23 protein-coding genes are annotated in these 24,994 nt (G+C 66.3%); 19 read left to right on the top strand and 4 right to left on the bottom strand.

Going from position 1 to position 24,994, the window contains the following annotated elements:
• Positions 1-57: 57 nt before the first annotated feature.
• A complete protein-coding gene (locus tag VHB92_RS03830) occupies positions 58-483 on the top strand; it encodes a hypothetical protein (protein ID WP_325451564.1) in 426 nt (141 codons plus the stop codon).
• A 65-nt stretch (positions 484-548) separates the two neighbouring features.
• Here the strand turns inward: VHB92_RS03830 and VHB92_RS03825 are convergent, their stop codons facing one another.
• The gene (locus VHB92_RS03825; RefSeq protein ID WP_325451562.1) at positions 549-968 is read right to left on the bottom strand and encodes a low affinity iron permease family protein; all 420 of its coding nucleotides are present in this window, start codon (positions 966-968) and stop codon (positions 549-551) included.
• A gap of 672 nt (positions 969-1,640) precedes the next feature.
• Between VHB92_RS03825 and VHB92_RS03820 the strand changes: the two genes are divergently transcribed.
• The 7 genes from VHB92_RS03820 (at position 1,641) to VHB92_RS03790 (ending at position 9,471) form a co-directional block, all read left to right on the top strand.
• On the top strand, positions 1,641-3,020 hold the full coding sequence (locus tag VHB92_RS03820) for an extracellular solute-binding protein (RefSeq protein ID WP_325451560.1): 1,380 nt from the start codon (positions 1,641-1,643) through the stop codon (positions 3,018-3,020).
• 97 nt (positions 3,021-3,117) lie between these two features.
• Positions 3,118-4,020 (top strand): sugar ABC transporter permease, encoded by a 903-nt coding sequence (locus VHB92_RS03815; RefSeq protein ID WP_325451559.1) that lies wholly within the window; start codon positions 3,118-3,120, stop codon positions 4,018-4,020.
• A complete protein-coding gene (locus VHB92_RS03810; protein WP_325451557.1) occupies positions 4,017-4,988 on the top strand; it encodes a carbohydrate ABC transporter permease in 972 nt (323 codons plus the stop codon). The genes VHB92_RS03815 and VHB92_RS03810 overlap by 4 nt, the downstream gene beginning before the upstream one ends.
• A 66-nt stretch (positions 4,989-5,054) precedes the next feature.
• Positions 5,055-5,957, top strand: coding sequence for an NAD(P)-dependent oxidoreductase (locus VHB92_RS03805; protein ID WP_325451555.1), 903 nt, complete (start codon positions 5,055-5,057; stop codon positions 5,955-5,957).
• A gap of 96 nt (positions 5,958-6,053) precedes the next feature.
• Positions 6,054-7,304, top strand: coding sequence for an enolase C-terminal domain-like protein (locus tag VHB92_RS03800; RefSeq protein WP_325451553.1), 1,251 nt, complete (start codon positions 6,054-6,056; stop codon positions 7,302-7,304).
• On the top strand, positions 7,301-8,587 hold the full coding sequence (locus VHB92_RS03795; protein ID WP_325451551.1) for an ROK family transcriptional regulator: 1,287 nt from the start codon (positions 7,301-7,303) through the stop codon (positions 8,585-8,587). Before VHB92_RS03800 ends, VHB92_RS03795 begins: the two co-directional genes overlap by 4 nt.
• The gene (locus VHB92_RS03790; RefSeq protein ID WP_325451549.1) at positions 8,584-9,471 is read left to right on the top strand and encodes a hypothetical protein; all 888 of its coding nucleotides are present in this window, start codon (positions 8,584-8,586) and stop codon (positions 9,469-9,471) included. Before VHB92_RS03795 ends, VHB92_RS03790 begins: the two co-directional genes overlap by 4 nt.
• 37 nt (positions 9,472-9,508) lie before the next feature.
• On the opposite strand, the gene VHB92_RS03785 is transcribed toward VHB92_RS03790, so the two are convergent.
• Positions 9,509-10,525 (bottom strand): LacI family DNA-binding transcriptional regulator, encoded by a 1,017-nt coding sequence (locus tag VHB92_RS03785; RefSeq protein ID WP_325451547.1) that lies wholly within the window; start codon positions 10,523-10,525, stop codon positions 9,509-9,511.
• A gap of 147 nt (positions 10,526-10,672) precedes the next feature.
• On the opposite strand from VHB92_RS03785, the gene VHB92_RS03780 reads away from it, so the two are divergent.
• The 11 genes from VHB92_RS03780 (at position 10,673) to VHB92_RS03730 (ending at position 23,459) form a co-directional block, all read left to right on the top strand.
• The gene (locus VHB92_RS03780; protein ID WP_325451545.1) at positions 10,673-11,623 is read left to right on the top strand and encodes an aldo/keto reductase; all 951 of its coding nucleotides are present in this window, start codon (positions 10,673-10,675) and stop codon (positions 11,621-11,623) included.
• A gap of 43 nt (positions 11,624-11,666) precedes the next feature.
• Positions 11,667-12,980 (top strand): sugar ABC transporter substrate-binding protein, encoded by a 1,314-nt coding sequence (locus tag VHB92_RS03775; RefSeq protein ID WP_325451543.1) that lies wholly within the window; start codon positions 11,667-11,669, stop codon positions 12,978-12,980.
• A gap of 134 nt (positions 12,981-13,114) precedes the next feature.
• Positions 13,115-14,053: a sugar ABC transporter permease gene (locus VHB92_RS03770; protein WP_325451541.1), complete on the top strand. Its 939-nt coding sequence runs from the start codon at positions 13,115-13,117 to the stop codon at positions 14,051-14,053.
• The gene (locus VHB92_RS03765) at positions 14,050-14,967 is read left to right on the top strand and encodes a carbohydrate ABC transporter permease (protein ID WP_325451539.1); all 918 of its coding nucleotides are present in this window, start codon (positions 14,050-14,052) and stop codon (positions 14,965-14,967) included. Before VHB92_RS03770 ends, VHB92_RS03765 begins: the two co-directional genes overlap by 4 nt.
• 14 nt (positions 14,968-14,981) lie before the next feature.
• Positions 14,982-16,421, top strand: coding sequence for an NAD-dependent succinate-semialdehyde dehydrogenase (locus VHB92_RS03760; RefSeq protein WP_325451537.1), 1,440 nt, complete (start codon positions 14,982-14,984; stop codon positions 16,419-16,421).
• Between the two features lie 150 nt (positions 16,422-16,571).
• The gene (locus VHB92_RS03755; RefSeq protein WP_325451535.1) at positions 16,572-17,615 is read left to right on the top strand and encodes a LacI family DNA-binding transcriptional regulator; all 1,044 of its coding nucleotides are present in this window, start codon (positions 16,572-16,574) and stop codon (positions 17,613-17,615) included.
• A gap of 44 nt (positions 17,616-17,659) precedes the next feature.
• On the top strand, positions 17,660-18,634 hold the full coding sequence (locus tag VHB92_RS03750; protein ID WP_325451533.1) for a LacI family DNA-binding transcriptional regulator: 975 nt from the start codon (positions 17,660-17,662) through the stop codon (positions 18,632-18,634).
• Between the two features lie 241 nt (positions 18,635-18,875).
• On the top strand, positions 18,876-20,213 hold the full coding sequence (locus VHB92_RS03745; protein ID WP_325451531.1) for an ABC transporter substrate-binding protein: 1,338 nt from the start codon (positions 18,876-18,878) through the stop codon (positions 20,211-20,213).
• A 29-nt stretch (positions 20,214-20,242) separates the two neighbouring features.
• On the top strand, positions 20,243-21,124 hold the full coding sequence (locus tag VHB92_RS03740) for a sugar ABC transporter permease (RefSeq protein WP_325451529.1): 882 nt from the start codon (positions 20,243-20,245) through the stop codon (positions 21,122-21,124).
• Entirely contained in the window at positions 21,121-22,035 is a 915-nt protein-coding gene (locus tag VHB92_RS03735; protein ID WP_325451527.1) for a carbohydrate ABC transporter permease, read from the top strand. The genes VHB92_RS03740 and VHB92_RS03735 overlap by 4 nt, the downstream gene beginning before the upstream one ends.
• Before the next feature lie 29 nt (positions 22,036-22,064).
• Positions 22,065-23,459, top strand: a complete 1,395-nt coding sequence (locus tag VHB92_RS03730) for a serine hydrolase (protein WP_325451525.1) — start codon at positions 22,065-22,067, stop codon at positions 23,457-23,459.
• On the opposite strand, the gene pdxA is transcribed toward VHB92_RS03730, so the two are convergent.
• Positions 23,456-24,478 carry a 4-hydroxythreonine-4-phosphate dehydrogenase PdxA gene (gene pdxA, locus VHB92_RS03725; protein WP_325451523.1) on the bottom strand — a complete coding sequence of 341 codons (1,023 nt, stop codon included), beginning with the start codon at positions 24,476-24,478 and terminating at the stop codon, positions 23,456-23,458. The two genes, VHB92_RS03730 and pdxA, sit on opposite strands and share 4 nt — an antisense overlap.
• The coding region (locus VHB92_RS03720) for a nucleotide-binding domain containing protein (protein WP_325451521.1) at positions 24,475-24,994 on the bottom strand (520 nt) is incomplete at its 5' end. The genes VHB92_RS03720 and pdxA, both read right to left, overlap by 4 nt.

Genomic DNA, 24,994 nt, shown 5'->3' with positions numbered 1-24,994 from the left:
CCGTGCTCCTGTCACGCGGGCCAGCGGGCGCTGGCCGCCAAGCGCATCGGAGGAGCAATGGCCAAGCAGGAGAAGCTCGAAGAGGCCGCGGCGAAGGCATACGACCACGCGAAGAAGGCCGTCAAGAAGGCGCGGAAGGCCGCCAAGAAGCTGGAGAGCGACGACGCGGAGAAGCGCGTCGATGCCCTCGACGAACGGTTGTCGAAGGTGAGGGTTCCTGCGGCGAACGACGACGCATCCGAGAGCGAGACGCGGCACGAAGCCGAGCCCACCGCCGTTCCCGAGGGCTCCCTGCCGCTTCCCAACGTGACGGATGCGACGGCCGAGTTCGTGGGGTCGACGCCGACATCGGCCGGTCACGATCCAGACCTCGACCACCTCACCGTGCAGGCCCTGCGTGACGTCGCTCGCACCCGTGGCATGCGCAACGTGTCGCATCTCACCAAGGCGCAGTTGGTCGAGCGCCTGAGCGACGAGAACTGAGTCGGGCAGACAGCGGCTTCGACAGCACCGCCTATCGGGCCGAGCCTCGCCTTGGGTGGGACGGGCTAGCTGTCGCTCTTGGTGTCCTCGGCCGAGTTGTGGCTGGTGCTCTCGCGCTGCTCCAGCCCGACGGCCTCGCGCAGCTCCTTCGCGTCTTGCGCCTGATCCTTCTGCTCCATGAGGTCGCTGAGCGCGTCGGCGATGGCGTTGAGCTTGTGCTGCACCGCCTGATCGGATCGGGTCTGGCTGTTCTGCAGGAGGGCGACGAGCAGGAACGTGACGATCGTCGTCACCGTGTTGATGATCAGCTGCCACGTGTCGATGCTGCGGATCACGAAGATCGACGGCGCCCACAGCACGACGAGGATGACGCAGAAGCAGAAGAACCACGCCCGGCTGGCGACTCGGGATGCGACGTCCGCGAAGCGGTCGAAGAAGCCCACCTTGTTCGATACATCACTCGGCAGGGTCGGCTTCTCTGACATCTCATCCTCCTCGACTGCGGCGCATGGCACGCGCGGCATTGCTAGAAGGGTATGGCGTTCCGGATGCCGACCCTCGGCGCGAACGGAGCGTTTCCGGGGCCCCGCATCGCTGGCCCGGGGGCAGAGTGGTGGTCACCGCGAGGAAACCCGGAGCGGCAGCCGGGCGCGCCGCGGGGCCATCTCACGTCCCGACCGATCGCCGTCGCAGCACCCCAGAACGGGGGCAGGAGCGAGTGAATTACGCGGGAGGGGTGTAAACGCTTTCCCCTTGCGTGACAAGATTCTTGTCTGATCGCTGGGCTCACAAGGGATGCTCCGCATCGCTGTAGACCTTGGCCTCACCGGAGGAACGGCACCATTCGGGTTGGTGCGGCTCCTCCTTTCCGAGAGAGGGACCGGTGCCATTCGGGTTGGCACCGGTCCCTCTGTTTGTCCGCCTGCTCGTCGTCGGCGCAGGATCCCGGCCTTCTGTTGGCAGCAACCACCCCCGGGGCGGCGTCCGCTCATCGGCATCCTCCGGCATGGCGCCCGCCAAGGGTGAGGCCCCGCGGGGCGGGAGAAGTTGCGGTTGCATTAATAACACTCTTGGTTTTATATTTTCGGAACGCCGGAACAGACCTCGAGCCGGCGGACCATGCCCCTTACGGACATCCCCACAACACAGGAGTTTCAATGAAGAAACGAGCAGTCAAGGTCGCTGTGCTGATCGCCTCGGTGAGCACCGTCGCGGCGCTGACCGGGTGCACCGGCGCCGGTGCCGGCGGAAGCGCCGACCAAGGCAAGGCCGACCCGAAGGCCAAGGTCACCATCACGGTCGGAGACGAGCCGACCGCAGACAAGAAGGCCGACCGCGCCACCTTCCTGCAGCATGTGCAGGACTTCGAGAAGCTGTATCCGAACATCACGGTCAAGCCGTCGACGGAGTACTGGCAGGCGCAGACGTTCCAGGCGAAGCTCGCCGGCGGAACGCTTCCCGACACCATGAACGTGTCCCTGACGTACAGCAAGCAGCTCATCGACAACGGACAGCTGCCCAACATGACGCCGTATCTCAAGCAGATCGGGCTGCTCGACGACCTCAACCCTCTTGCGCTGAAGAACGTGCAGGACTCCAAGGGCGACGTCTACACCGTGCCCTACGGCCTGTTCTCCGTGGGCATCGCCTACAACCGCAAGATCTTCCAGGAGGCCGGGCTGGACCCGAACAAGCCGCCGACGACGTGGAAGGAGGTGCAGCAGGACGCCAAGATCATCCACGACAAGGTCCCGGGTGTGGCCGGCTACGCCCAGCTCACCACGAACAACACGGGCGGCTGGATGCTCACGACGATGACCTACAGCCTCGGCGGCACGGTGACCGACAAGTCAGGCAAGAAGTCGGACATGGGGGCGCCCACCCGCGAGGCGTTGCAGACCCTGCACGACATGCGCTGGGTCGACGACTCGATGGGCAGCCAGTTCCTCTACAACCAGGACGACATCCGCAAGGCGTTCTCCGCGGGCAAGATCGGCATGGTGCTGCAGGCGCCCGACATCTACGACCAGGCGGTGCACCTGTACGGCATGAACCCCGCCGACTTCGGCGAGGGAGCTCTCCCGCAGGGCAACGGCACGAACGGCACGCTGACCGGTGGGACGATCGCCATGTTCAACGCGAAGGCCACGCCCAACCAGCTGCTCGCTGCGGCCAAGTGGGTGAAGTACATGAACTTCGAGCAGTACTTCGACAAGGACCTCGCGGTGCAGAACGCGAAGTCGTCTGCGGCATCCAATTCGGCTGTCGGCACCCCTGGACTTCCGCCGGTGAAGGACTCGATCTACCAGCGTTACCTCGGCTGGATCAAGAACGAGATCAACGTGCCGCTCGACCAGTTCAAGGGCTACACGGCATCGACGCTCCCCCTCATCCCTGAGCCCGCGGATGCCCAGAACACCTACGCGACGCTGGATCCGGTGGTGCAGAAGGTGCTCACCGATCAGAATGCGGACATCAAGCAACTGGTGACGTCCGCCGGCCAGACCATCGACCGGAACCTCGCGCAGCAGCGCTGACCCAGTGCGGATGGGCGGGCCGATCCGATGGAGCCCGCCCATCCGCGCGGTTATGGACTGACCAATGTCTCGGACTCTCGAAGTCAATGTTCCGCGAGTGAAGCCGCAGCGTCGCCGCGGCGTCGTCAGGTGGTACCGATCCGGCGGCCTGACGGCCGTGCTGTTCGCGATCCCCGTCGTGCTGATCTTCCTCTACTTCAGCTGGGGTCCCGTCGTGCGCGGCGTGCTCATGAGCGTGGAGAAGACCAACCTCGTCGGGCCGGCGCTCTGGGTGGGGCTGAACAACTTCAGCTACGTGCTCAGCGACCCGGGACTTCCGCAGGCGGCGTTGAACACCGCGTACTACGCTCTGCTCGGGCTCGTGTTCGGATTCCCGGTGCCCATCCTGATCGCCGTCTTCGTCAACGAGCTGCGGCGCTACGGGTGGATGTACAACCTGCTCGCCTACCTGCCGGCCGTCGTGCCGCCCGTCGCAGGGATCCTGTTGTGGAAGTTCTTCTACGACCCCTCCAGTGACGGCATCTTCAACAGCATCCTCGGATGGTTCGGACTCGGGCCCTACCCGTGGCTCAACTCGGAGGCGATGGCGATGCCGTCCCTCGTGCTCTACACCACGTGGGCGGGGGCCGGCGCTACGGCGATCATCTACCTCGCAGCGATCGGCGGCATCAGTCCCGAGCTGTACGAGGCTGCGGAGATCGACGGCGCCGGTATCTGGTCGCGGCTCTGGCACGTGACCATCCCGCAGCTGCGCAACGTGATCTTCATCATGATGCTGCTGCAGCTGATCGGAACCTTCCAGCTCTTCACCGAGCCGTTCCTGTTCACCGGCGGCGGCCCGAACAACGCGACGCAGACGATCATGCTGAAGATCTACAACTACGCGTTCGTCAGCGGGGACTACGGTGCGGCCACGGCCCTGAGCGTGCTGCTCGCACTGTTCCTGTGCGTGCTCTCCGTCGCCTACCACTTCGTCACCAAGCGTTGGAGCCCATCATGAGCGCAGCAGGCCAGACCATCGTCGTCGCACCCGCGGAGTTCGAGGCGATCGAACCGGATGCGCCACGGAAGCGCCGCCAGCGCGAGACGAAGGAGCGCGGTGCGATCTCCGCCGCGGATCGGCGACGGCCAGTCGTGATCGTGACCATGTGGATCCTGCAGATCGTCATGTTCATCGGGCTGCTGATCGCTGGTCTCGGTCCCATCGTCTGGTCGGCACGGGCATCCCTTTCTTCGAGCCAGGACATCATCAGCGATCCGATGGGCATTTGGAAGACACCGCTGCACTGGGGGAACCTCGAGCAGGCGTGGAGCGGTGCGCAGATCGGCTCATCGCTCGGCAACACCGTGATCGTGGCGGTGGGCAGCACGATCGCGACACTGTTCGTGAGCGCGACCGCCGCCTATCTGCTCAGCGTGCTGCGACCCCGTTGGAGCCCGCTGCTCTCCGGAGCCATCCTCGCCACGCTGTTCCTACCCGGAGTGATCAGCCTCGTTCCGCTGTACCTCACCATCCTCAAGATGCCAGTGCTGAACATCAGTCTCTTGAACACGTTCTGGGGCGTCTGGCTGCCGGCAGGTGCCAGCGCGTTCAACGTGGTCGTGCTGAAGCGGTTCTTCGATTCCATTCCGCGCGAGCTCATCGAGGCGGCCAGGATCGACGGCGCCAGCTCCATCCGCGTGTTCACGACCGTCGTCATCCCGCTGTCGCGACCGATTCTCGGAGTGGTGACGTTGCTCACCATCATCGCGTCGTGGAAGGACTACCTCTGGCCGATGCTGGTGCTCGCCGCGCCCAACCTTCAGCCCGTGTCGGTGACACTGGCCAACCTGCCGAACGGCGCCATGCCGTTCGCCGTTCAGATGGCTGCCGTGTTCCTCACGATCATCATCCCGGTGATCCTCTTCGTCGTGTTCCAGAAGCAGTTCTTGCGGGGCGTCAGCTCAGCGGGAGGGCTCAAGGGATGACGCGGGCCGTTGTGCAGACGCCGTGACGGCGGGAACGTGAACACGACAACGAAAGAGGAGGGTCAGATGCCAGAGGGAGCATCCATGACCGTCGCTGGGCGACGCGTGCTCGTCACCGGCGCCGCCGGCCGCATCGGCAACGTCACCACGGCCCATCTCGCCGAACGCGGCGCACTGGTGACGGCGCTGTGCCAGCCGGGGCAGTCCGTCGACGGCGCCGATCGCGTGGTGCACGGTGACACGCGCTCCGAAGACGACGTGGCGCAGGCGCTCGCCGACGTCGAGCTCGTCGTGCACCTCGCCGCGCTCGCCCACCGGGATGCCGGCACGCCGTACGCCGTGTACACCACGAACGTGGTGTCGACGTTCAACGTGCTCGTGCAGGCGGCGCAACGCGGTGTGCGATGTGCCGTGGTCGCCGGCAGTATCAACCGGTACGGGCTGCCGCAGGGCGTCGACCAGGATGCGCGCCCTCCGTATATGCCGCTCGATACGGACATCCCGTCCGACGTGTCCGACTGGTACTCGCTGTCGAAGCTGAACGACGAGAACACCTCGCGCATGGTGTGGCGCCGCTGGGGCACGGACGTCGTCACGCTGCGGTTCCCGCACGTGAACTCTGCGGAGGGACTGGAGGCGCAGTCGGCCCAGTTCACGAGGAACCCGCGTCTCGGCCTGACCGAGGCGTGGTCGTACCTCGATGTGCGTGACGCAGCGCGAGCCATCCGGCTCGGGCTGGAGTCCGGCGCTCGGGGGGCGAACGCGTTCTACCTCGCGGCGCCGACGACGAACATCCCTTATCGCACGGAGGAGGTGCTCGACGCTCTCGCGCCGGACGTGCCTCGCCGCGAGCGATTCGTGGAGCGTGAGGTTCCGATCGACCTCGGCGATGCCGAGCGCCTCATCGGATTCCACGCCGAGCACGAGATGCAGCTGGAGACGCGCGACCTTCCGGCGGGCCTTCGCTGAGCCGTCCCGGCGACGGCCCTGGCCTGGCGAGGTAGGGCGCCCGCGGCCCAGTACTCAGCGCGCACAACCACGAGATCACCCGAGAAGAAAGAGACGATGAACAACTTCGAGAACCCCTGGCGCCCGCGCACCGACCTGCGCATCACCTCGGTGCGCGCGATCGTCACGGCGCCGGAGGGCACGGCGCTCGTCGTGGTGCGGATCGACACGAACGAGCCGGGACTCTACGGTCTGGGCTGCGCCACATTCACTCAACGCTGGATGGCCGTGCGCTCGTTCATCGACGATCACGTCGCGCGCCTTCTCATCGGCCGGTATCCGGGCGACATCGGCGACCTCACGAGGCTGATCGGCTTCACCGGATACTGGCGTGGCGGACCCGTGACGAACAACGCCATCTCCGGGGTGGACCAGGCGCTGTGGGATATCGCGGGCAAGCGCGCAGGCATGCCGGTGCACGAGTTGCTCGGCGGCAAGGTGCGGGCGGCAGCGGACACCTACCTGCACGCAGCGGGACGCACGATCGACGAGACGCTCGACGACGCCGAACAGCTCATCGAACAGGGTCAGCGATGCGTGCGCCTGCAGCTCTCGACGCCAGGAGGAGGCGGCTACGGTGCGCCGCCCGTGCCGACGGAATACCCGGACGCTCCGTACCGCAACGGCTGGAGCGCCCGCGACTACCTGCGCCGCACGCCCGCGCTGTTCGAGGCCGCCAGGAACCGGCTGCCCGACAATGTGGAACTGCTCCACGACGTGCACTCGCGCCTCACACCCAAGGATGCCGTCTGGCTCGCCCGCGCTCTGGAACCGTATCGGCTGTTCTTCCTCGAAGACGTCCTGCCGCCCGAGCACTGGGACCGGCTGCCCGAGGTGCGTGCGGCGAGTCCCGTGCCCATCGCGGTCGGTGAGCTCACGACCTCGTTCCAGGATGCCGCGCGGCTCATTCAGGGCAAGGGCGTCGATCTCATCCGCAGCCACCTGTCCGATGTCGGCGGGCTGAGCGCGGGCCGCAAGCTCGCCGATCTGGCCGAGGTGAACGGGGTGCGCACCGCGTGGCACGGCCCGGGGGATACGTCGCCGATCGGCGCCGCGGCGAATGTGGCGCTCGACGTGGTGTCGCCGGCGTTCGGCATCCAGGAGGGGCACGTCTACAACGAGGCCACCCATGAGGTGTTCCCGGGTACTCTACGAATCGAGAACGGCTGGCTCACTCCGAATGATGCGCCGGGGTGGGGCATCGACATCGACGAGAGTGCCGCGGCGCGATTCCCGGCCGAGCTCTCGGGGCACGACGCGTGGGCGGCGGGTGTGCGCCGACCGGACGGTGCACTGGAGGCCCCATGACACAGCTGGGCGACAAACCCGTCGCCGCCTCGCGCGCCACGTCGCTTCTCCTGCGGCCGCGCAAGACCGAACGCGCCACGCAGAGCGGGGCGAACCAGTACGACCTTGGCTCGTTCAACGAGGCGACCATCATCGAGACCATCAGGCAGGCCGGTGTGATCAGCCGCACCGAGGTCGCTGAGCGCACAGGGCTGACGCAGCAGTCGGTGTCGCGGATCCTTCGGGTGCTCCTCGACCGCGGCCTCGTCGTCGAAGGCGATCAGGTGCGAACGGAACAGGTCGGCAAGCCTCGCACCATGGTGCGGTTGAGGGCCGAGGCCGCGCACGCCGTCGGCGTGCTCGTCGACCCGACCTCGCTGACCTTCGTGCTCTCCGATCTCGACGGCGGCGTCGTCGAACGGCGGGCCGTCGACCTCCGCACCGACGTGTCACCCGACGACCTCGTCGGCCTGATCGGCGATGCCGTCGACGAGCTGGTGAAGACGTCGAACATCGACCTGGAATCCTTCCTCGGCGTCGGCGTCGCGACGCCCGGCCCCATCACGCCAGACGGCCGGCTGCTCGAGCTCCCGCTCCCCCGCACCTGGCGCAACGCCCCCCTCCGCGACATGCTGGCCACCCGACTCGGATGCCCCGTGCTGGTGCAGAAGGACGGCGAAGCCGCCGCGGTGGGGGAGCGATGGGTGGGACGCACCAAGCGGGCCGGCGACTTCGTCTTCCTCTATTTCGGAACCGGAATCGGTTCCGGCCTCGTGCTCAACGGCGACGTCTACCGGGGTGTCAGCTCGAACGCCGGTGAATTCGGGCAGCTGTGCGCCATCCGCATCGGAAACACCGACGCTGCGGGCAGACCGCTGCTCGTGAGGGAGTGCAATCCCACTTCGGCGCTTCCGGAGATCGCCGCCGAGCTCGGCTATCGCGGGCCGGGGACGACCTACCGAGAGCTCTGTGAGGAGGTGGGCAGAGGCGAGGAGCACGCCGTCGCGGCCGCCGAGCAGATCGCGGAGGTGATCGCGCAGGGCGCTGTCGCGCTCATCGACCTCCTCGACCTGCCGCTGATGGTGATCGGAGGGCCGGCGTTCGAGCCCGAGCTCAGGGACATCGTCGTGAGCCGGATCTCGAGGGAGATCAACGCCGTTCCGACGGCGCACTCGGCGCGAACGGTTCGCGTCGAGCGCTCCGTGCTGGCGAGCGAGGCCGGCGCCGTGGGTGCGGCATCCTCGATCTTCCACAACACGTTCGCACCGAGGATGGGCAACGCGCAGCGGGCAGCAGCCCTGTGACGGAGACCGCAGCGGTGGCGGCGGGCGACGTCGCGCCGCGGCCCATCGTGACCATCCGATCGGCGGAGCGCACCGTCACCGTGGACGAGCTGGGCGCGCGCATCGCCTCCATCGTCCACCGGAAAGGCGCGACGGAGTTCCTGCTCGAGACTCCGTGGGCGGACAAACGCTGGGATCCGGTGCAGCCGGATGACGGGTCCAGCCGCGAGTGGCATCGGCGGTATCCGGGCGGGTGGCACACCCTCGTGCCGAGCGCGGGCGACGAGCGCACGGTGGACGGGGTCGAGCATCCCTTCCATGGTGAGGCGTCGTGGCGAAGCTGGAACCTGGTGCGATCGAGCATCGCCAGCTGCACCTACGAGGTGGAGTTCCGAACGGCGCCGCTGCGCATCCGGCGCACCGTGAGCGTCGTGGGCGAGACCGTGCACGTCGCGCAGGCGGTGACCAATCGGTCGGAACTGCCGTGCACGTTGAGCTGGACGGAGCATCCCGCCCTGGGGTCGGCCGTCGTCGGTCCGCGCTCCCAGGTGTTGGTGGCCGGGCAGGACGTGGGCGTCGAGTTCCCACAGGGCGAAGCCGGCGTCTCCGCGTTCCGCACATTCGAGGCCGTCGCCCGCGGCGAGGCCGAGATCCGTGAGCCGGATACCGGCGCTTTCGCGCGCCTGAGGTGGGATGCGGCGCTGCTGCCCTATCTGCACGTGTGGCAGGAGCACAACGCCACGGACGGCTTTCCGTGGTGGCGGGCCGTCTCCACGATCGCGCTCGAGCCGGCCTCTCGCCCGTACCGTTCCGACGACCAGGAGAGCCTGGGCCCGATCGTGCTCGAAGCCGGACGAGAGGTGCGGGCGGACTTCGTTCTCACCGTCGGGTTCGTGGGCGAGTAGCGCACAGATTCGGTCCGGTCTCCCGAGCGCCGAAACCCTACGTCGTCGACCGGGTGACGAGGATCGGGTCGTAAACGATCCGGCGATGCGTCGGCTCCGCGCTGCCAACCAGCTCTTCGAGGAGCCGGATGGCGGATCGGCCGATGAGCTCGCTCGACTGCCGGATCGACGTGATCGGCACGACCGCGCAGGCGCCGATCTCGAGATCGTCGTATCCGATCACGCGAATGTCGCGGAACACATCAGTGCCCGCGCCGGCGACGAGCGCGTTGACGACCCCGACGGCGAGTGCGTCGTTCGGCGCGATTAGGCCGTCCGGGCGGGCGTCGGCCGGACGCTCCAGGATGGCACGGCCGATCGTGATCCCGGCCCGGAGTCCGCGCGCGTCGGGCGCGATCCGCTCGAGGGTCACGCCAGGCAGGTCGTCGACCTCGCGCCGGGCGCCATGCCACCGTTCGATGACCTGGGAGGGGTCGGCATCCGAGCCGATGAAACCCAGCCGCGTGCTGCCGCGCTCGACCAGGTGCCGAACGGCGATGCGACCTCCGGCGAAGCTGTCGGAGGCGACCGAAGAGACGTTTCCTTCGAGCAAAGGTGGGGTGTCGACCAGAACGAACGGCACATCCGCCTGCTCTGCGATGTCCAGAACCGCTCGCGGGCTCGTGATGGGTGCCACGAGGAGCCCGCGCACCCGCTGTTGCAGGAACGACCTGACGAGCCCGACCTCCTTGTCGTGATCGATGTCGCTGTTGCCGAGGAACACCGAAAGCCCCAGCTCGGCGGCCTCGGCCTCCGCGCCCCGCGCGAGATCCGTGAAGAACGGGTAGGAGACGTCGGGAACGATCAGCCCGACGGATGAGCTCTGGCCGATGCGCAACTGCTGAGCGGCGCGATTGGGAACGAAGCCGAGCTCCCGGATGGCCCGCTCGACCTTGCGGCGGGTGCGGACGCCGACGCGTTGCGGCTTGTTGACGACGTTCGAGACAGTCGCGGTGGAGACGCCGGCGGCGCGCGCGACATCGATCACCCGAACGGGGCCGCGTCCTTCGGTCATCGGTTGCGTCCCACCCTTCCGCTCCTGTCGCCGCCCCGGCTCTGCGCACGATGTTATCCGATTTAGGTTGCCTCAGACAGCAAAACGCGGCTTGACATGTCTCCATCGTGTCCACAGAATGTTAATCGTTTTACAGACGGAGGATCGATGGAAGACCAGCTTGTGGACGTGCCTTTCGCGGCAGAACGCGTCGAACTCGGCCGCACCGGACTGAGCGTGTCGCGACTCTGCCTCGGCACGGCGGGCTGGAGCGACGCGCGGTCGGCGGAGGACGACTCCATCGCGACGGCCCTGCGGTTCGCTGAGGGTCCCCTCAACTACCTCGACACCTCGAACAACTACGGCCAGAGCGAAGAGCGCATCGGCAAGGTGATCGCGATGCTCGGCGGCCGGCTGCCCGACGGTGTCGTGCTGCAGACCAAGCTCGACCGCGATCCGGTCACGAACGACTTCTCCGCTGCCCGGATGCGGCGTTCGCTCGAAGAGAGCCTGTCGCGTCTCGGCGTCGACCGGCTGCCGATGCTCTTCCTGCACGACCCGGAGAACACCACGTACGAATTCGCCATGTCCGAAGGCGGTCCGGTGGAACAGCTGGTCGCGTTTCGGGACGAGGGCATCGTCGACCACATCGGCATCTCGGGAGCGCCCGTCGACCTGCTGACCCGCTTCGTCGACACCGGCCTCTTCGACGCGCTCATCACGCACAGCAGGTACACGCTGGTCGATCACTCAGCGACCGAGCTCATCCGGCACGCCAACGAGTCGGGACTGGGTGTCCTGAACGCGGCGCCGTTCGGGGGAGGCATCCTCTCGTCGTTCCCGGTGCAACTCGACATGTACGGCTACCAGACGGTGTCGCCAGCGGTCCTGGATGCCGCGCAGGCGATGGGTGCGCTGCTCCAGCGACACGGCATCCCGCTGCCCGCGGCCGCGTTGCAGTTCAGCATGCGCAACGCCGACATCCACTCGACGATCGTCGGGGCCCTCACGCCCGACCAGCTCGACGGGCTCTTCGAACTGGCGGAACTGCCCATCGCCGACGAGCTCTGGGGCGAACTCGACGCGCTGGCACCGGATCCTGCCGACTGGCTCTACTGAATCAACCCCGCACCACGAACATCCACGATCGAAGGAGATAACAATGACCCGGAAGAAGCGAGCGCCGCTGCTCGCCGCGGTGGCCGTCGCAGCAGCTGCGGCGTCGGTGCTCACCGGCTGCAGCTCGAGCAACGGCTCGGGCACGGCGTCGTCCGGCGGTGTCGTGCACCTCACGTTCACCAACTGGGACAACGGCATGCAGACCCTGGTGGACACCTGGAACAAGGAGAACCCCAAGATCCAGGTCAAGCTGATCAAGCCGTCAGGCACGGGGTACACGCTCTACAACAAGCTGATCACCGACAACAAGGCGGGAACCAACCCCGACCTGACCGAGGTCGAGTACCAGGCGCTGCCGATGATGGTGTCGAACAAGGTGGTCGTGCCGATCGACAAGTACGTTTCCGACCTGTCGAACTTCAGCAAGGAGACGCTGTCGCAGGTGCAGTTCGAGGGCAAGACCTACGGTGTGCCGCAGAACGTGTGCCCGCTGGTGTTCTTCTACCGCAAGGATCTCCTCGCCAAGGACGGCATCACCACGCCGCCCGCCACCTGGGACGAGTTCGCCAAGGATGCCGCCATCGTGCACGCGGCCAACCCTAAGCAGTACCTGATGAACTTCGACGCCAGCAGCCCGGAGTGGTTCGCCGGCCTCGCCCAGCAGGCAGGCGCCAACTGGTGGTCGACCAGCGGCAACACGTGGTCGGTGAACATCGACGACGCTGCGACGCAGAAGGTGGCCTCGTACTGGCAGAAGCTGCTCGACGACGGCGTCATCGCGCCTGGGCCGAGCTGGTCGACCCAGTGGAACACCGACATGAACACCGGCAACATCCTCGGCTGGGTATCGGGCCAGTGGGCGCCGAACCAGCTGCCGACGATCGCACCGGACACCGCCGGCGACTGGGTCGCCGCGCCGGTCCCGGCGTGGACGGCCGGCGACAAGGCCATCGGCACGTGGGGCGGTGAGGTCGAGGCGGTCACGGCCGACTCGAAGCATCCGGCCGAAGCGGCGAAGTTCGCCAACTGGATGAACAACACGCAGGAGGGCATCAACCTGCTGATCAAGAACGTGCAGGTCTTCCCCGCGGCGCAGAAGTACCAGTCGCTGCCCGCGCTCGAAACGCCTCCGCCCTTCATGAAGAACCAGCCCGACTACAACACGCTCATGAAGCAGCTCGCTTCGAACGTGCGCGGCTTCGACATCTGGGGACCCGACGCGAACATCACGTTCAACAGCTACTCGGATGCCTTCGGAAAGGCTGTGCAGAACCACACGTCGTTCCTCGACGCGCTCAAGACGGTGCAGACCAGCACGGTGAGCGACATGAAGAAGACCGGCTACAAAGTCAAGTGAATCAGTGCGGGTGCGGAGCGGGGCTGGATGCCTGCTCCGCACCCGCGCCGGTGAGCGCGGCGCTCGCTGCCCCCCGGCATCCGTTCGCGGTGCGCGGCGACGCACCGCTCGTCCATGACAGAGGATGAGACCCGATGACCACCCTGCAACGCGACGGCGTCGCGACAGCTCCACTGCGATCGCGAAGCGTGCGGCGCAGACGGCGAGGGCCGGCCCTTCCCGTGCTCCTCATCGCCCCCGCCGTGATCCTCCTCGTGCTCTTCACGTTCGCACCGGCCGTGTACGCGTTCGTGCTCTCCCTGTTGAAGGTGCAGGTGACCGGCGGGCTGCTCGGCACCTCCACCGCCCAGGTCTTCGCCGGGCTGGAGAACTACATCGGCACCCTCGACGACCCGGAGTTCTGGTCGAGCCTCGGCAGGATGTTCATCATCGCGATCATCGGAGTGCCGGCCACGCTCTTCTTCGCCGCGCTGTTCGCGCTGTGCCTCGACGCCAACAAGGCGCGGCTCACGGGCGTGTGGCGTCTCGCGATCTTCCTTCCCTACGCGGTTCCCGGTGTCATCGCCTCGCTGCTCTGGGGATTCCTCTACCTGCCGGCGACGAGCCCGATCGGCGGTCAGGTCATCGACTACTTCGGAAGCGTCGGCATCTTCTTCGCCGTCGCCAATGTGGCGACGTGGGGCGTGATCGGCTTCAACATGGTGGTGCTGTTCACGGCGCTGCGCTCCATACCGGCCGAGATCTTCGACGCCGCGCAGATCGACGGCGCAAATGAGCTGCAGATCGCGCTGCGCATCAAGCTGCCCATGATCGCCCCTGCGATGTCGATGGTCGCGTTGTTCAGCGTGATCGGCGCACTGCAGCTCTTCAACGAGCCGACGACCCTCAAGCCGCTGACGAACGCCATCAGCTCCACCTGGGTTCCTCTGATGCGCGTCTATTCGGATGCGTTCGTCAACAACAACATCTACGGCGGTGCGGCCAGCGCCTTCACGCTGCTCGTGATGACGGTCGGCGCGACGGTCATCGTGAACGTGGTCGGCAACCGGATCAGCAGAAGGAGCGCGCGATGAGCCAGGCGATAGGCGACGCACTCGACCGGCAGATGCCGGCTGTGCGCAGGCATCCTGCCGAGCGCCGCAAGCGCGGTTCGCGACGTGCAGGGCTCGTGCCCACGATCATCCTCATCGTCGGCGCGCTGTACTGCGTGCTGCCCGTTCTGTGGATCCTGATCGCCTCCACGAAGTCCAACGGCGAGCTGTTCTCGACCCCACCGCTCCTGCCATCGTTCAGCGGCTCGTTCTGGGACAACCTCGCGGGCATCGTCACGTACGACAACGGCATCTGGCTGCGCTGGGCGCTGAACACCGTGATCTACGCGGTCGGAGGCGGCGTCGTCTCGACGCTGATCGCCGGCGCGGCCGGCTACGCGCTCGGCAAGTACACGTTCTGGGGCAGCAAGGCCGTGTTCCGCACCATCGTGGCCGCCGTGCTCCTTCCCCCCGTGCTGCTCGCCGTGCCGCAGTACCTCCTGCTCGCTCAGGTCGGTCTCACCAACACGTACTGGAGCGTTCTGCTGCCGCAGCTGGTCAGCCCGTTCGCCATCTACCTCTGCAAGATCTACGCCGAGGCATCCGGTCCCGACGAGATCGTGGAAGCGGCCCGCATCGACGGCGCGAGCGAGTGGCGCATCTTCCACTCGGTCGGGCTGCGGCTGATGTTCCCTGCCCTCATCACGGTGTTCCTGATCCAGTTCATCGCGGTGTGGAACAACTTCCTGCTGCCCTTCGTCATGCTGTCGAACAACGAGCTCTACCCGCTCACGCTCGGCATGTACGGCATGATCATGCCGACCGGCGGCCAGCCGAATCAGTACTCGCTGGTCATCGCCGGAGTGCTGCTGTCCATCCTGCCGCTGGCGATCATCTTCCTGTCGCTGCAGCGCTTCTGGAAGATCGACCTGCTCTCCGGCGGCGTGAAACTCTGAACAGAAGGCGAACCATGACCACGTATCCCGACTCACCTCTCTACATCGACGGCCGCTGGGTCAGCGGCGAGGGTCGTTCGCAGCTTCCCGTCGAGGATCCGGCGACCAAGCAGATCATCGGACACGTCGCCGTCGCCACCAAGGACGACGTGCGCGCAGCGAACGAAGCCGCCGCTCGCGCCTTCGGGTCGTGGAGGCTGATCTCGCCGCACAAGAGGGCGAGGATCCTGATGGTCGCGGCCGCGAATCTGCGCGAGCGCAGAGACGAGATCGCGAACGCCATGACGCTGGAGATGGGAAAGCCGCTTCGCGACTCGCTCGACGAGGTCGACTACACGGCGGACATCATCGACTCCCTCGCCACGGAGGCGCCGCGCCGGTACGGCAATGTGCTGCCGACGGCGCTGTCGGACGGCGTGACCATGGTGATCGAGGAGCCGGTGGGGCCGGTCGCCGCCTTCACGACCTGGAACTACCCGCTGACCGTGCCGGGTCGCAAGGTCGCCGCCGCGCTCGCCGCGGGCTGCACCGTCGTGATCAAGGCCGCAGAGGAGACGCCGGCCAGCGCCGTGGCCCTGGCGCGGGCCCTGCACGACGCCGGGCTGCCGGCGGGTGTGCTGAACCTGGTCTTCGGTGACCCGGTCGCCATCTCGTCCGCCTTGATCTCGTCTCCGCTCATCCGCAAGGTGTCGTTCACGGGATCGGTCGGCGTCGGCCGGCAGCTCGCCCGTGCCGCCGCGGAGGAGGTCAAGCCGATCATGCTCGAGCTCGGCGGCCACGCGCCGGTCATCGTCTTCGAGGATGCCGACCTGGACAAGCTCGTGGCGGATGCCGTCGGCAGCAAACTGCATAACACGGGCCAGTCGTGCGGGTCTCCCATCCGCTTCTTCGTGCACCGCTCGATCCACGACGAGTTCGTCAGGCGGTATGCCGCGGCACTGGATGCCGTTCAGGTGGGAAGCGGGCTGGACCCGGCCACCGAGATGGGGCCGCTCGCCAGCCAGAAGCGGTTCGACGCGATGCAGCCGTTGATCGACGACGCGGTGGCGAAGGGTGCGGTGCTGGCCGCGGGCGGAACCGGCGACGACAGAGTCGGGTACTACTGGCGGCCCACGCTGCTGGCCGACGTGCCTGACGAGGCGGACCTGATGCGCGTCGAGCCGTTCGGGCCCATCGCGGTCACGACGCCGTTCGACGACGAGGACGAGGTGATCGCCCGGGCGAACGACGTCGAGTTCGGCCTGGCGGCGTATCTGTTCACGGCATCCGCCGACCGAGTGCAGCGCCTGCCGCGCCTCCTCGATGTCGGGATGGTGACGATCAACCGGTTCGGAGTCGGAGCGCGCGACACCTTCTTCGGAGGTCGCAAGAAGTCCGGATTCGGATCCGAGGGCGGCCAGGAAGCCGTGCAGGAGTACATGGTGAAGAAGCTCGTGGCGCAGGGCGTCGCGTAGGGACGTCTCGCGCTCCGGGCTCGTTCCGGTGCGTCGCCCACGGGTTGGGCGTCGCGGTTCCCCGTGATGAACGGCGAGCGCGACGGCTGTGATCTGAGCGTTGCTTGAGCGCTCGTATACTGTGCCCCGTGGCTCCCGTGGGGAGGTGTGATGCCATCCGACGGTGGGAAGGCCGACCTGGCTCGGATTGCGGATGAGGCCGGGGTGTCGATCGCGACGGTCTCGCGCGTGCTCAACGGACGTAGTGGTGTGTCGGAGCGCAATCGACTCAAGGTCGAGTCGGCGATCCGGGATCAGGGCTACGTGCGCAGAACCAGGGCGGTCGATTCTGCGCCGCTCATCGAGCTCGTCGTGCCGTACTTCCACAATGCGTGGGCCGTCGAATTGGTCCGTGGCATCCAGCGCGTCGCGCGACCCAACGGAATGAGCGTGATCATCTCAAAGACGGGCGATCACCACGGGCCGGAGCGCTCCTGGATCGAGGGGGTGGTGCAGCGCGGCGTCGGAGCGATCGTGCTGGTCCTCGAAGGATTGCGCGAAGAGGAGAGGCGTCGTCTGAGGGCGCGCAACGTCCCCTTCGCCCTCGTCAATCCCGGGCGTTCCCCAGGGGAGGACGTCCCGACGGTGACATCCTCGGCATTTCTCGGCGGTCAGCAAGCAGCCAGTCACCTCGTGGGGCTCGGGCATCGCCGTATCGGCGCGATCACGGGTCCCGGTGACATGCTCACATCCCGGTTGCGCATCGACGGCTTCCGTCGAGAGCTGCAGACAGCGGGCATCCCGGCCGACGACGCGCTCGTGCTGCCCGGCCGGTTCGACCGCGCGAGCGGCCTCGCCCAGGGCCGGAAGCTGCTGATGATGACGGAACGGCCGACGGCGATCTTCGCAGGCGGCGACTCACAGGCTCTCGGGGTGTACGCGGCGGCGCGAGGACTGGGTCTGCGGATCCCCGAGGATGTCTCGGTCGTCGGCTTCGACGACCTCGAATTCACGACTCTCATCGGCCCGGCGCTCACCACCGTGCGCCAGCCACTCGCCGACATGACGGAGGAGGCCGCGCGCCTCGCCCTGAGACAGGGCGAGCAGCGGCCGTGGCATCGCTCTCAGCCGCACGTCGAGCTGCAGACGACACTCGTTGTTCGAAGCAGCACGGCGCCGCCTCCGCTCGTCGTGAGACAGGAGGGGCGGCGGTGAGCGGGACGGGGCGCGACGAAGGGTCGAGGCCGGAACGAACGACGTTGGCGGACATCGCCGCCGAGGCATCGGTTTCGCTGGCGACCGTGTCCCGAGTGCTCAACGGTCGTCCCGGCATCGCCGACGCCACCCGACAGCGGGTTCTCGAGCTGCTCCGTGACCACGGCTATCAACGGCGAGAAAGCGAAGGCGACGTTCAACTCGTCGAGGTGGTCTGCAGTGAGCTGGACTCCTGGATGATGGAGCTTCTCCAAGGGGTCGAGGAGACGGCGCAAGAGCTCGGCTACTCGACGATGCTGACAGAGACCGGCCACATGCGCGCGACCGGCAGAGGCTGGGTTCAGCGCACGATCGCTCGGAGGCCGGCCGCCGTGATCGTTGTCTTCGCCGGTCTGTCGGTCCAGGAGAAGCGGCTTCTGCGTGCCGAGGGTATCCCCTTCATCGCACTCGATCCGGTCACGTGCCAAGACCCTGACGTACCCGCGGTCGGTGCCGCGAACTGGTTCGGCGGCCTGATGGCGACGGCGCATTTGATCAAGCTCGGCCACCGAGCTATCGGCGTCATCACCGGCCCGCAGGACATGCTCTCCTCGCGCGCTCGGCTCGCGGGTTATCGCACGGCTCTGAGCGAAGCGGGAATCCCGGATCGCCCCGAGCTGATCGCGGTAGGCGATTACCACAAGCCGTTGGCGATCACGCAGACAGAGGTACTCCTCGACCTCGCGGACCCGCCGACCGCGATCTTCGCGCTCAACGACGTGCAGGCGTTCGGAGTGTACGAGGCGGCGGCACGCAGGGGCATCCGCATCCCGGACGAGCTCTCCGTGGTCGGCTTCGACGACCTGGAGATATCGGAGCTGGCCGATCCCCCGCTGACGACTGTGCGCCAGCCGCTGCGCGAAATGGCGGAAATGGCGGTCACGCTGGTCCTGGATCGTCGTCGCAGGAACCGTTCGATCGGGCGTCTGGACCTCGCGACTTCGCTCATCGTTCGCGAAAGCACGGGCGCCGTGCGCTGAACCGGATCGCGTACGCAGAAATCCCCGGCACGATCGCCGAGTCGTCGGCAATGCGATCGACCTTGCTCGGAGCGCGTGGTCGCGCCCCTCGCGCCGCGCGCCAGCTGTCGTAAGTTTCATATTTATGACTGAAACTTGACACGGCAGTCGTCGCGACCCTAGTTTTTCTTCCGGGTCGAGCATCGGCCTTTCGCTCGCGGCTCGCCGGTGGCAGCTGCGGGGTCTCGAGGAGGAGAAGTTGATGGGCAAGCTGAAGGCCAGCATCATCGCGATCGCAGTGGTCGCGTCAGTCGGCGTGGGAATCTCCGGCTGCTCGTCCGGGTCGGCCAACGCCTCGTCTGATTCGTCTGGTTGCCAGCCGTCGAGGGGCAAGGTCACGCTCGATTACTGGGGTTGGCAGGACCACGGCAAGGCTGCGGTCGAGGAGTTCAACAAGACGCACAAGAACATCCAGGTCAAGTACAACGCGTTGGCCAGCGGGAACGTCGCGTATCAGAACTACTTCGACGCGCTGAAAGCGGGCAATCAGCCAGACGTCGCGATGATCGAGTACGACCACTTGGCCAACTTCCGGGCTCAGAACGATCTCACGAACATCGCCGGCTGCGCACCCGTGAAGAACCTCAAGAAGGCCGTCGTCCCGTGGACCTACAGCCAAGTCACGCTGGGCGGCAACGACCTGTACGCGACACCGCTAGACACGGCACCTCTCGCGCTCTACTACCGCACCGACATTTTCAAGCAGTACGGCCTCACCGTGCCGAAGACGTGGGCCGACTACATGGCGGATGCGCAGAAGCTCAAGTCGGAGAACCCGGCGATCGCCATGACGACTTTCGCACCCCAGGATGGCCCGGGGGTTCTCACCGGCCTGATCTGGCAGGCAGGCGCTGAGCCCTATTCGTACCAGGGGAGCAAGTTCGTGATCGACATGCACAGCGCGCCGATCCAGAAGGTTGCGGACTATTGGCAGCAGATGATCGACAAGGGTCTTGTCAACACGAGCATCGAGCCTCTCACTCCGGCGCAGTACAAGGGCTGGTCGGACGGCACCATCGCGACCGCGATCGGCGCCGTGTGGGAGCAGGACATCATGAAGACCAACGCCGCGAGTGCCTCTGGCAAGTGGGCGGTGGCAGAGCTTCCGCAGTGGACGGCAGGCGATTCCGCGGGCGGCAACTGGGGAGGGTCGACCACAGCTGTACTCAAGGGGACCAAGCACCCCTACGAAGCCGCCGTGTTCGCCGACTGGCTCGCAACGAATCCGGACGCATCGAAAGCGATCTACCAGAACAGCGGTACCGGGTCGTCCATCCAGTACTCCAACAGCGGCGCACTCGACACACCTCAGCCGTACTACAACAACCAGAAGACGCTGCAGGTTTTCCAGAAGATGAGCGAGGGCACGAACCACAACTTCGCATGGTCGCCGGATCAGACGAATCTGAACGGGTACATCTCTGATGCACTGACCGGGGCGTTCAACGGAAGCTCCACCGTACTCAAGAGCTTGGAGGCGGCTCAGGCGAAAGCGGTCGCAGATCTGAAGAGCCAGTCGATCCCGGTCGTGTCCAAGTGACTTCGGCTGCATTGGGGGCGCCTCGTCGAGTGGGCAGGCGCGCTTGGCGCGCCCGCCCGCTCCTCGTCAGGCTCGGGTTTCTCGGTCCGTTCTTCGTGCCGTTCCTGCTCTTCTTCGTTGTTCCGATCGTTTACGCGCTCTACGAGAGCACGCTGAAAGTAGTGCGGACCGGAGGAGTGTTCGGGACCACGTCGACGCAGTTCGCCGGGTTCCAGCAATACGCCGCTGTGCTCGGCGATACCAGCTTCACGAGCGGCATCCTCCGCGTCATCGTCTTCGCGCTCATCCAGGTGCCGCTCATGACGGTGATCGCCGTGCTCCTTGCTCTGTTGATCGCCGCAATACCCAGGCGCGCCGGCAACGTCTATCGGGCGCTGTTCTTCCTGCCCTACGCGGTGCCCGGCGTGATCGCGTCCATCATGTGGTCGACGCTGTACCAGCCCCAGACGTCGCCACTCAACGAGATTGGGATCAACCTGCCCCTTCTCGGAGCGCTCGTGCTTCCGTCGATCGCCAACATCGGCATCTGGGGTTGGGCCGGGTTCAACATGATCCTGATGTCTACGGCTCTGACATCCATTCCGGAGGAGCTCTTCGAGGCGGCACGCATCGACGGTGCCTCGAACCTGAGGATCGCGATGAGCATCAAGCTGCCGCTCATCCGCCCGACCGTCATCATGTCGGCCATCTTCAGCGTGATCGGCACCCTCCAGCTCTTCACCGAGCCGACCATTCTGCGCGCCGCGTCGTCAGTGATCACGAGCACCTTCACGCCGAACATGCTCGCGTACAACAACGCGGTCAGCGGCAACTACAGCTACGCGGCCGCTGTTTCGGTGACGTTGGCGGCAGCAACCTTCGTGATGTCGTTCGCGGTGCTCAGCATTGCAAGAAGGGCAGGACGCTCATGACCACGGTGCCCCAGTCCGAGGTCGCACCGTCCCTACGCGTGCACCGACGCACCAAGATCCGCGGCAGCGCGGGAGATCGGGCAGCGCTGATCTTCCGTTTTGCAGTGCTGACCGCATGGGCCGCGTACTTCATCCTGCCGCTGTACTGGCTGTTGCTCGCTGCGACGAAGTCCGCAGGCACCCTGTCGTCTTCGCCGGCCTTCGCCATCGCCAGCCCACAGCTGTTCACGAACCTGGGATCGTTGTTCGGCTATGAGAACGGCCTCTTCTTCCGGTGGGCGCTGAACAGCGTGCTCTACTCGGTCTGTGGGGCGGCGGTCGGCACCCTCATCGCGGCGATGGCCGGGTACTACTTGGCCATGTACCGATTCCGCGGTCGCGAAGCGCTCTTCTCGATTGTGCTCGGTGGAGTGCTGGTTCCGAGCACGGCGCTGGCACTGCCTCTATTCCTGCTGTTCTCCCAGGTGCATCTCACGAACACGTTCTGGGGTGTGTTCCTCGCCAGCATCGTCAACCCGTTCGGCTTCTACCTGGCCAGGCTCTCGGCGGAGGCTGCGGTGCCGTACGAGCTTCTCGAGGCCGCGCGAGTCGACGGTGCGGGCGACTTCCGTGTGTTCTTCTCCATCGCATCCCGGCTCATGATCCCCGGGATCATCACGATCTTTCTGACCCAGTTCGTGGGGATCTGGAACAACTTCCTGCTCCCGGTCGTGATGTTGCAGAACCAGAACCTGTACCCCATCACGTTGGGTCTCTACGCCTGGAACTCCCAGCAGTACGCAGGGCAGACGCCGCTGCAGACCATCGTCATCACAGGATCGCTGGTCTCGGTCGTGCCGCTGATCATCGCATTCATCTTCCTGCAGCGCTTCTGGCGCTCGGGACTCGGAACAGGAGGAATCAAAGCATGACAGAGACATTCCTTCCGCGAACCTCGACCGTGGATGAGGGCATCGAGGCGAGAGCAGTCGATGCGTTCCTCTCAGCCGCGGATGCAGCGGATGCCGGTCTTCACAGCTTCATGGTTGTTCGCCACGGGAATGTTGCAGCCGAAGGGTGGTGGGCGCCATACACGCCTGAGCGTGAGCACATGATGTTCTCGATTTCAAAGAGCTTCACGTCGACGGCGATCGGGCTCGCTCAGGATGATGGGCTGCTCTCAGTCGATGAGCCCATCCTTGCGTTCTTCCCCGGCCAGGCGAGCCGTGCGGCCCGGAAGGCCGCCAGCGAGGTACGCGTTCACGACCTCCTGACCATGTCCACGGGACACCAGACGGACACCTTCCCGATCATGAAGGCTCTCCCTGATTCGGATTGGGTGCGAGTGTTCTTCGACGTGCCGTTCACGTTTCCTCCTGGCTCTCACTTTCTGTACAACACGGGAGCCACGTACGTTCTCTCGGCGGCACTCGCGGCTCGTACTGGTCAGACGGTCGGCGAATATCTGAGGCCGCGTCTGTTCGATCCCCTGGGCATTCCTGTTCGGCCATGGGCCACCAGCCCGGCCGGTATTCCCTTGGGCGGCACAGGCCTGAGAGCGACGACGGAAGACATCGCAAAGCTTGGACAGCTCTATCTGCAGCGAGGGGTCTGGAAAGGACGTCGCCTGTTGAGTGAGACGTGGGTGGATGCGTCCACCTCGAAACAGGTCGACAACTCGAGCACAGCACCGGATTGGGCCCAGGGATACGGATACCAGTTCTGGCGCTCGCGACACTCGTCATATCGGGCGGACGGTGCGTTCGGGCAATTCGCGTTCGTGTTGCCGGAGCTCGATACTGTCGTGGCTATCACCGCCGGTCAGAAGGAGAATTGGCGGATTCCCGATCTCGTGTGGGACCACCTTCTTCCTGGCATCCTCGGGGACGGGCAGGCTGCGTCGAACGATCGCACGAACGACCTGCGCGACCACATCGAGCGACTCGAGATCAGCGGGCCGCACCTGGCAGATGGATCTCACGAACTGGAAGGTCGTGAGTTCGCGGCAGCGTTCAACCGCCTCGGGATCGCTTCGGCGAGGGCCGTCCGCGAAGCAGACCTTTGGACCTTGGAGCTGGTGGACGCGGATGGCGCTCATCACTGGGTCAACGGCGCCAAGGACCAGTGGGTCGCGGGTGAGACCTCGTTATGGTTCGACGACGAGATCCGGAAGACAGCCACCGCGACGCGCGCAGGTCTCTCGTCGGACGGCGCGATCGAGTTCCATGAGCAGTGCCTCGAAACCGTCTACCGCCGCGTCTGGCGGATCGAGGGAGCATCGCATGGTGCGGTGCTTACGGTCTCGCTCACGGTGGTCGGCTCGACCGAAGACACCGAGGTCATCCCGCTCACCTAAGCCTGGCGCGTGCCGGCTGCGCGCGAGAGCTGCGCGGCCTGGTGCAGGGCCTCGACCATGCTGCGCGAGTCGGCCTTGCCGGTGCCCGCGATGTCGAACGCGGTGCCGTGGTCGACCGAGGTGCGGATGACGGGCAGGCCGACGGTGATGTTGGTGCCGGCCTCGATGCCGAGCACCTTGATGGGTGCGTGGCCCTGGTCGTGATACATCGCGACGATGAGGTCGTAGTCACCGCGGGAGGCGAGGAAGAACGCGGTGTCGGCCGGCAGCGGTCCGCGAGCGTCGATGCCCGCAGCGCGCGCTGCAGCGATGCCCGGTTCGATCTTCTCGGCCTCCTCGCCGTAGCCGAAGAGGCCGTTCTCACCGGCGTGCGGGTTGATGGCGCAGACACCGATACGCGGAGCATCGATGCCCGCGCCGCGCATCGCGTCGTATCCGCGCCGGATCGTGCGTTCGACCAGGCCGGGCTCGATGGCGGCGATCGCGTCGATGAGCCCGAGGTGGGTCGTGACGTGGATGACCTTGACCTTGGGGGTCGAGAGCATCATCGAGACCTCTGACGTGCCGGTGAGTGAGGCGAGCAGCTCGGTATGGCCGGGGAACTCGTGGCCGGCGGCGTGCAGCGCCGCCTTGTTCAGGGGTGCCGTGCAGATGGCCTGCACGTCGCCCGCCATCGCGTATTCGCTCGCACGCTCGATGTACCGGTAGGCGGCGTCGCCTGCCACCGGCGAGATGGCGCCCCAGGGGAGGCCGGCGGGCAGCAGCGCCAGGTCGACGACGTTCACGCGGTCGGCGGCCGGCGCGAACGCGGGGTCGTTCGGCCCCTCCACGGCGACGATGTTCGCGGTGACGCCGCGGATCGCTGCCGCCTGCCGCAGACGCGTGAGATCGCCGATCACGAGCGGCCGGCTCTCCTCGACGACCTCGCGGTCGATGACCGCCTCGACGACCACCTCCGGCCCGACTCCCGCTCCATCGCCCATGGTGACGGCGATGACGGGCGTGTGCTGGTCGGTCATGCTGATTCTCCTTCTCGAGCGGATGATGACGGGTTCGGGATCGGGGCGATCGAGCGCACGAGCGTGCTGAGCTGATCGTCGTCGCCGAAGCTGCCGGGTCTGGTCACGATGCGGATCCTTCCGCCGTACCCCGTGGACGCGACGCCGAAGACGATGCCTCCGCCGTCCGTGCCCCGCACGTCGACGTGACGAACGCCGAGCCGGTCGAGGAGCAGACGCGCGGTCTCTCCTCCGATGAGAACGATGGTCAGCTCCGAGAGATCAACAGCATCGAGGGCGTTCGCGACGCTGGCGGCGAAGCGGTCGGCGAGCTCGTGGGATGCGTGCGGAGCGATCCGCTCGTCGGGCGAGATGCGCACGGCGGTCAGCGCGCCCTCGACCCGGAACCGGCCGGCGGAGCCGTCGAGCAGCGATGACGGCGAATGGTGAACGGTCGTCGGCTCTAGATCGGCGCTCAGGCGCTCGAACTGACGGTGGGCCGCGGCATCCGCGCTGCCCACGACGACGAGGATGCGT

It is taken from the genome of Humibacter sp., from assembly GCF_035547335.1.
GTDB lineage: Bacteria > Actinomycetota > Actinomycetes > Actinomycetales > Microbacteriaceae > Humibacter.
Note: the sequence above shows the minus strand (reverse complement) of the source record. Positions and strands in the feature narration are given on the sequence as shown.

Bases quoted from the DNA above. Each gene is read 5' to 3' on its own strand.
- VHB92_RS03830 (WP_325451564.1), top strand. From the start codon at position 58: ATGGCCAAGCAGGAGAAGCTCGAAGAGGCCGCGGCGAAGGCATACGAC.
- VHB92_RS03825 (WP_325451562.1), bottom strand. From the start codon at position 968: ATGTCAGAGAAGCCGACCCTGCCGAGTGATGTATCGAACAAGGTGGGC.
- VHB92_RS03820 (WP_325451560.1), top strand. From the start codon at position 1,641: ATGAAGAAACGAGCAGTCAAGGTCGCTGTGCTGATCGCCTCGGTGAGC.
- VHB92_RS03810 (WP_325451557.1), top strand. From the start codon at position 4,017: ATGAGCGCAGCAGGCCAGACCATCGTCGTCGCACCCGCGGAGTTCGAG.
- VHB92_RS03805 (WP_325451555.1), top strand. From the start codon at position 5,055: ATGCCAGAGGGAGCATCCATGACCGTCGCTGGGCGACGCGTGCTCGTC.
- VHB92_RS03800 (WP_325451553.1), top strand. From the start codon at position 6,054: ATGAACAACTTCGAGAACCCCTGGCGCCCGCGCACCGACCTGCGCATC.
- VHB92_RS03795 (WP_325451551.1), top strand. From the start codon at position 7,301: ATGACACAGCTGGGCGACAAACCCGTCGCCGCCTCGCGCGCCACGTCG.
- VHB92_RS03785 (WP_325451547.1), bottom strand. From the start codon at position 10,525: ATGACCGAAGGACGCGGCCCCGTTCGGGTGATCGATGTCGCGCGCGCC.
- VHB92_RS03780 (WP_325451545.1), top strand. From the start codon at position 10,673: ATGGAAGACCAGCTTGTGGACGTGCCTTTCGCGGCAGAACGCGTCGAA.
- VHB92_RS03775 (WP_325451543.1), top strand. From the start codon at position 11,667: ATGACCCGGAAGAAGCGAGCGCCGCTGCTCGCCGCGGTGGCCGTCGCA.
- VHB92_RS03770 (WP_325451541.1), top strand. From the start codon at position 13,115: ATGACCACCCTGCAACGCGACGGCGTCGCGACAGCTCCACTGCGATCG.
- VHB92_RS03765 (WP_325451539.1), top strand. From the start codon at position 14,050: ATGAGCCAGGCGATAGGCGACGCACTCGACCGGCAGATGCCGGCTGTG.
- VHB92_RS03760 (WP_325451537.1), top strand. From the start codon at position 14,982: ATGACCACGTATCCCGACTCACCTCTCTACATCGACGGCCGCTGGGTC.
- VHB92_RS03755 (WP_325451535.1), top strand. From the start codon at position 16,572: ATGCCATCCGACGGTGGGAAGGCCGACCTGGCTCGGATTGCGGATGAG.
- VHB92_RS03745 (WP_325451531.1), top strand. From the start codon at position 18,876: ATGGGCAAGCTGAAGGCCAGCATCATCGCGATCGCAGTGGTCGCGTCA.
- VHB92_RS03735 (WP_325451527.1), top strand. From the start codon at position 21,121: ATGACCACGGTGCCCCAGTCCGAGGTCGCACCGTCCCTACGCGTGCAC.
- pdxA (WP_325451523.1), bottom strand. From the start codon at position 24,478: ATGACCGACCAGCACACGCCCGTCATCGCCGTCACCATGGGCGATGGA.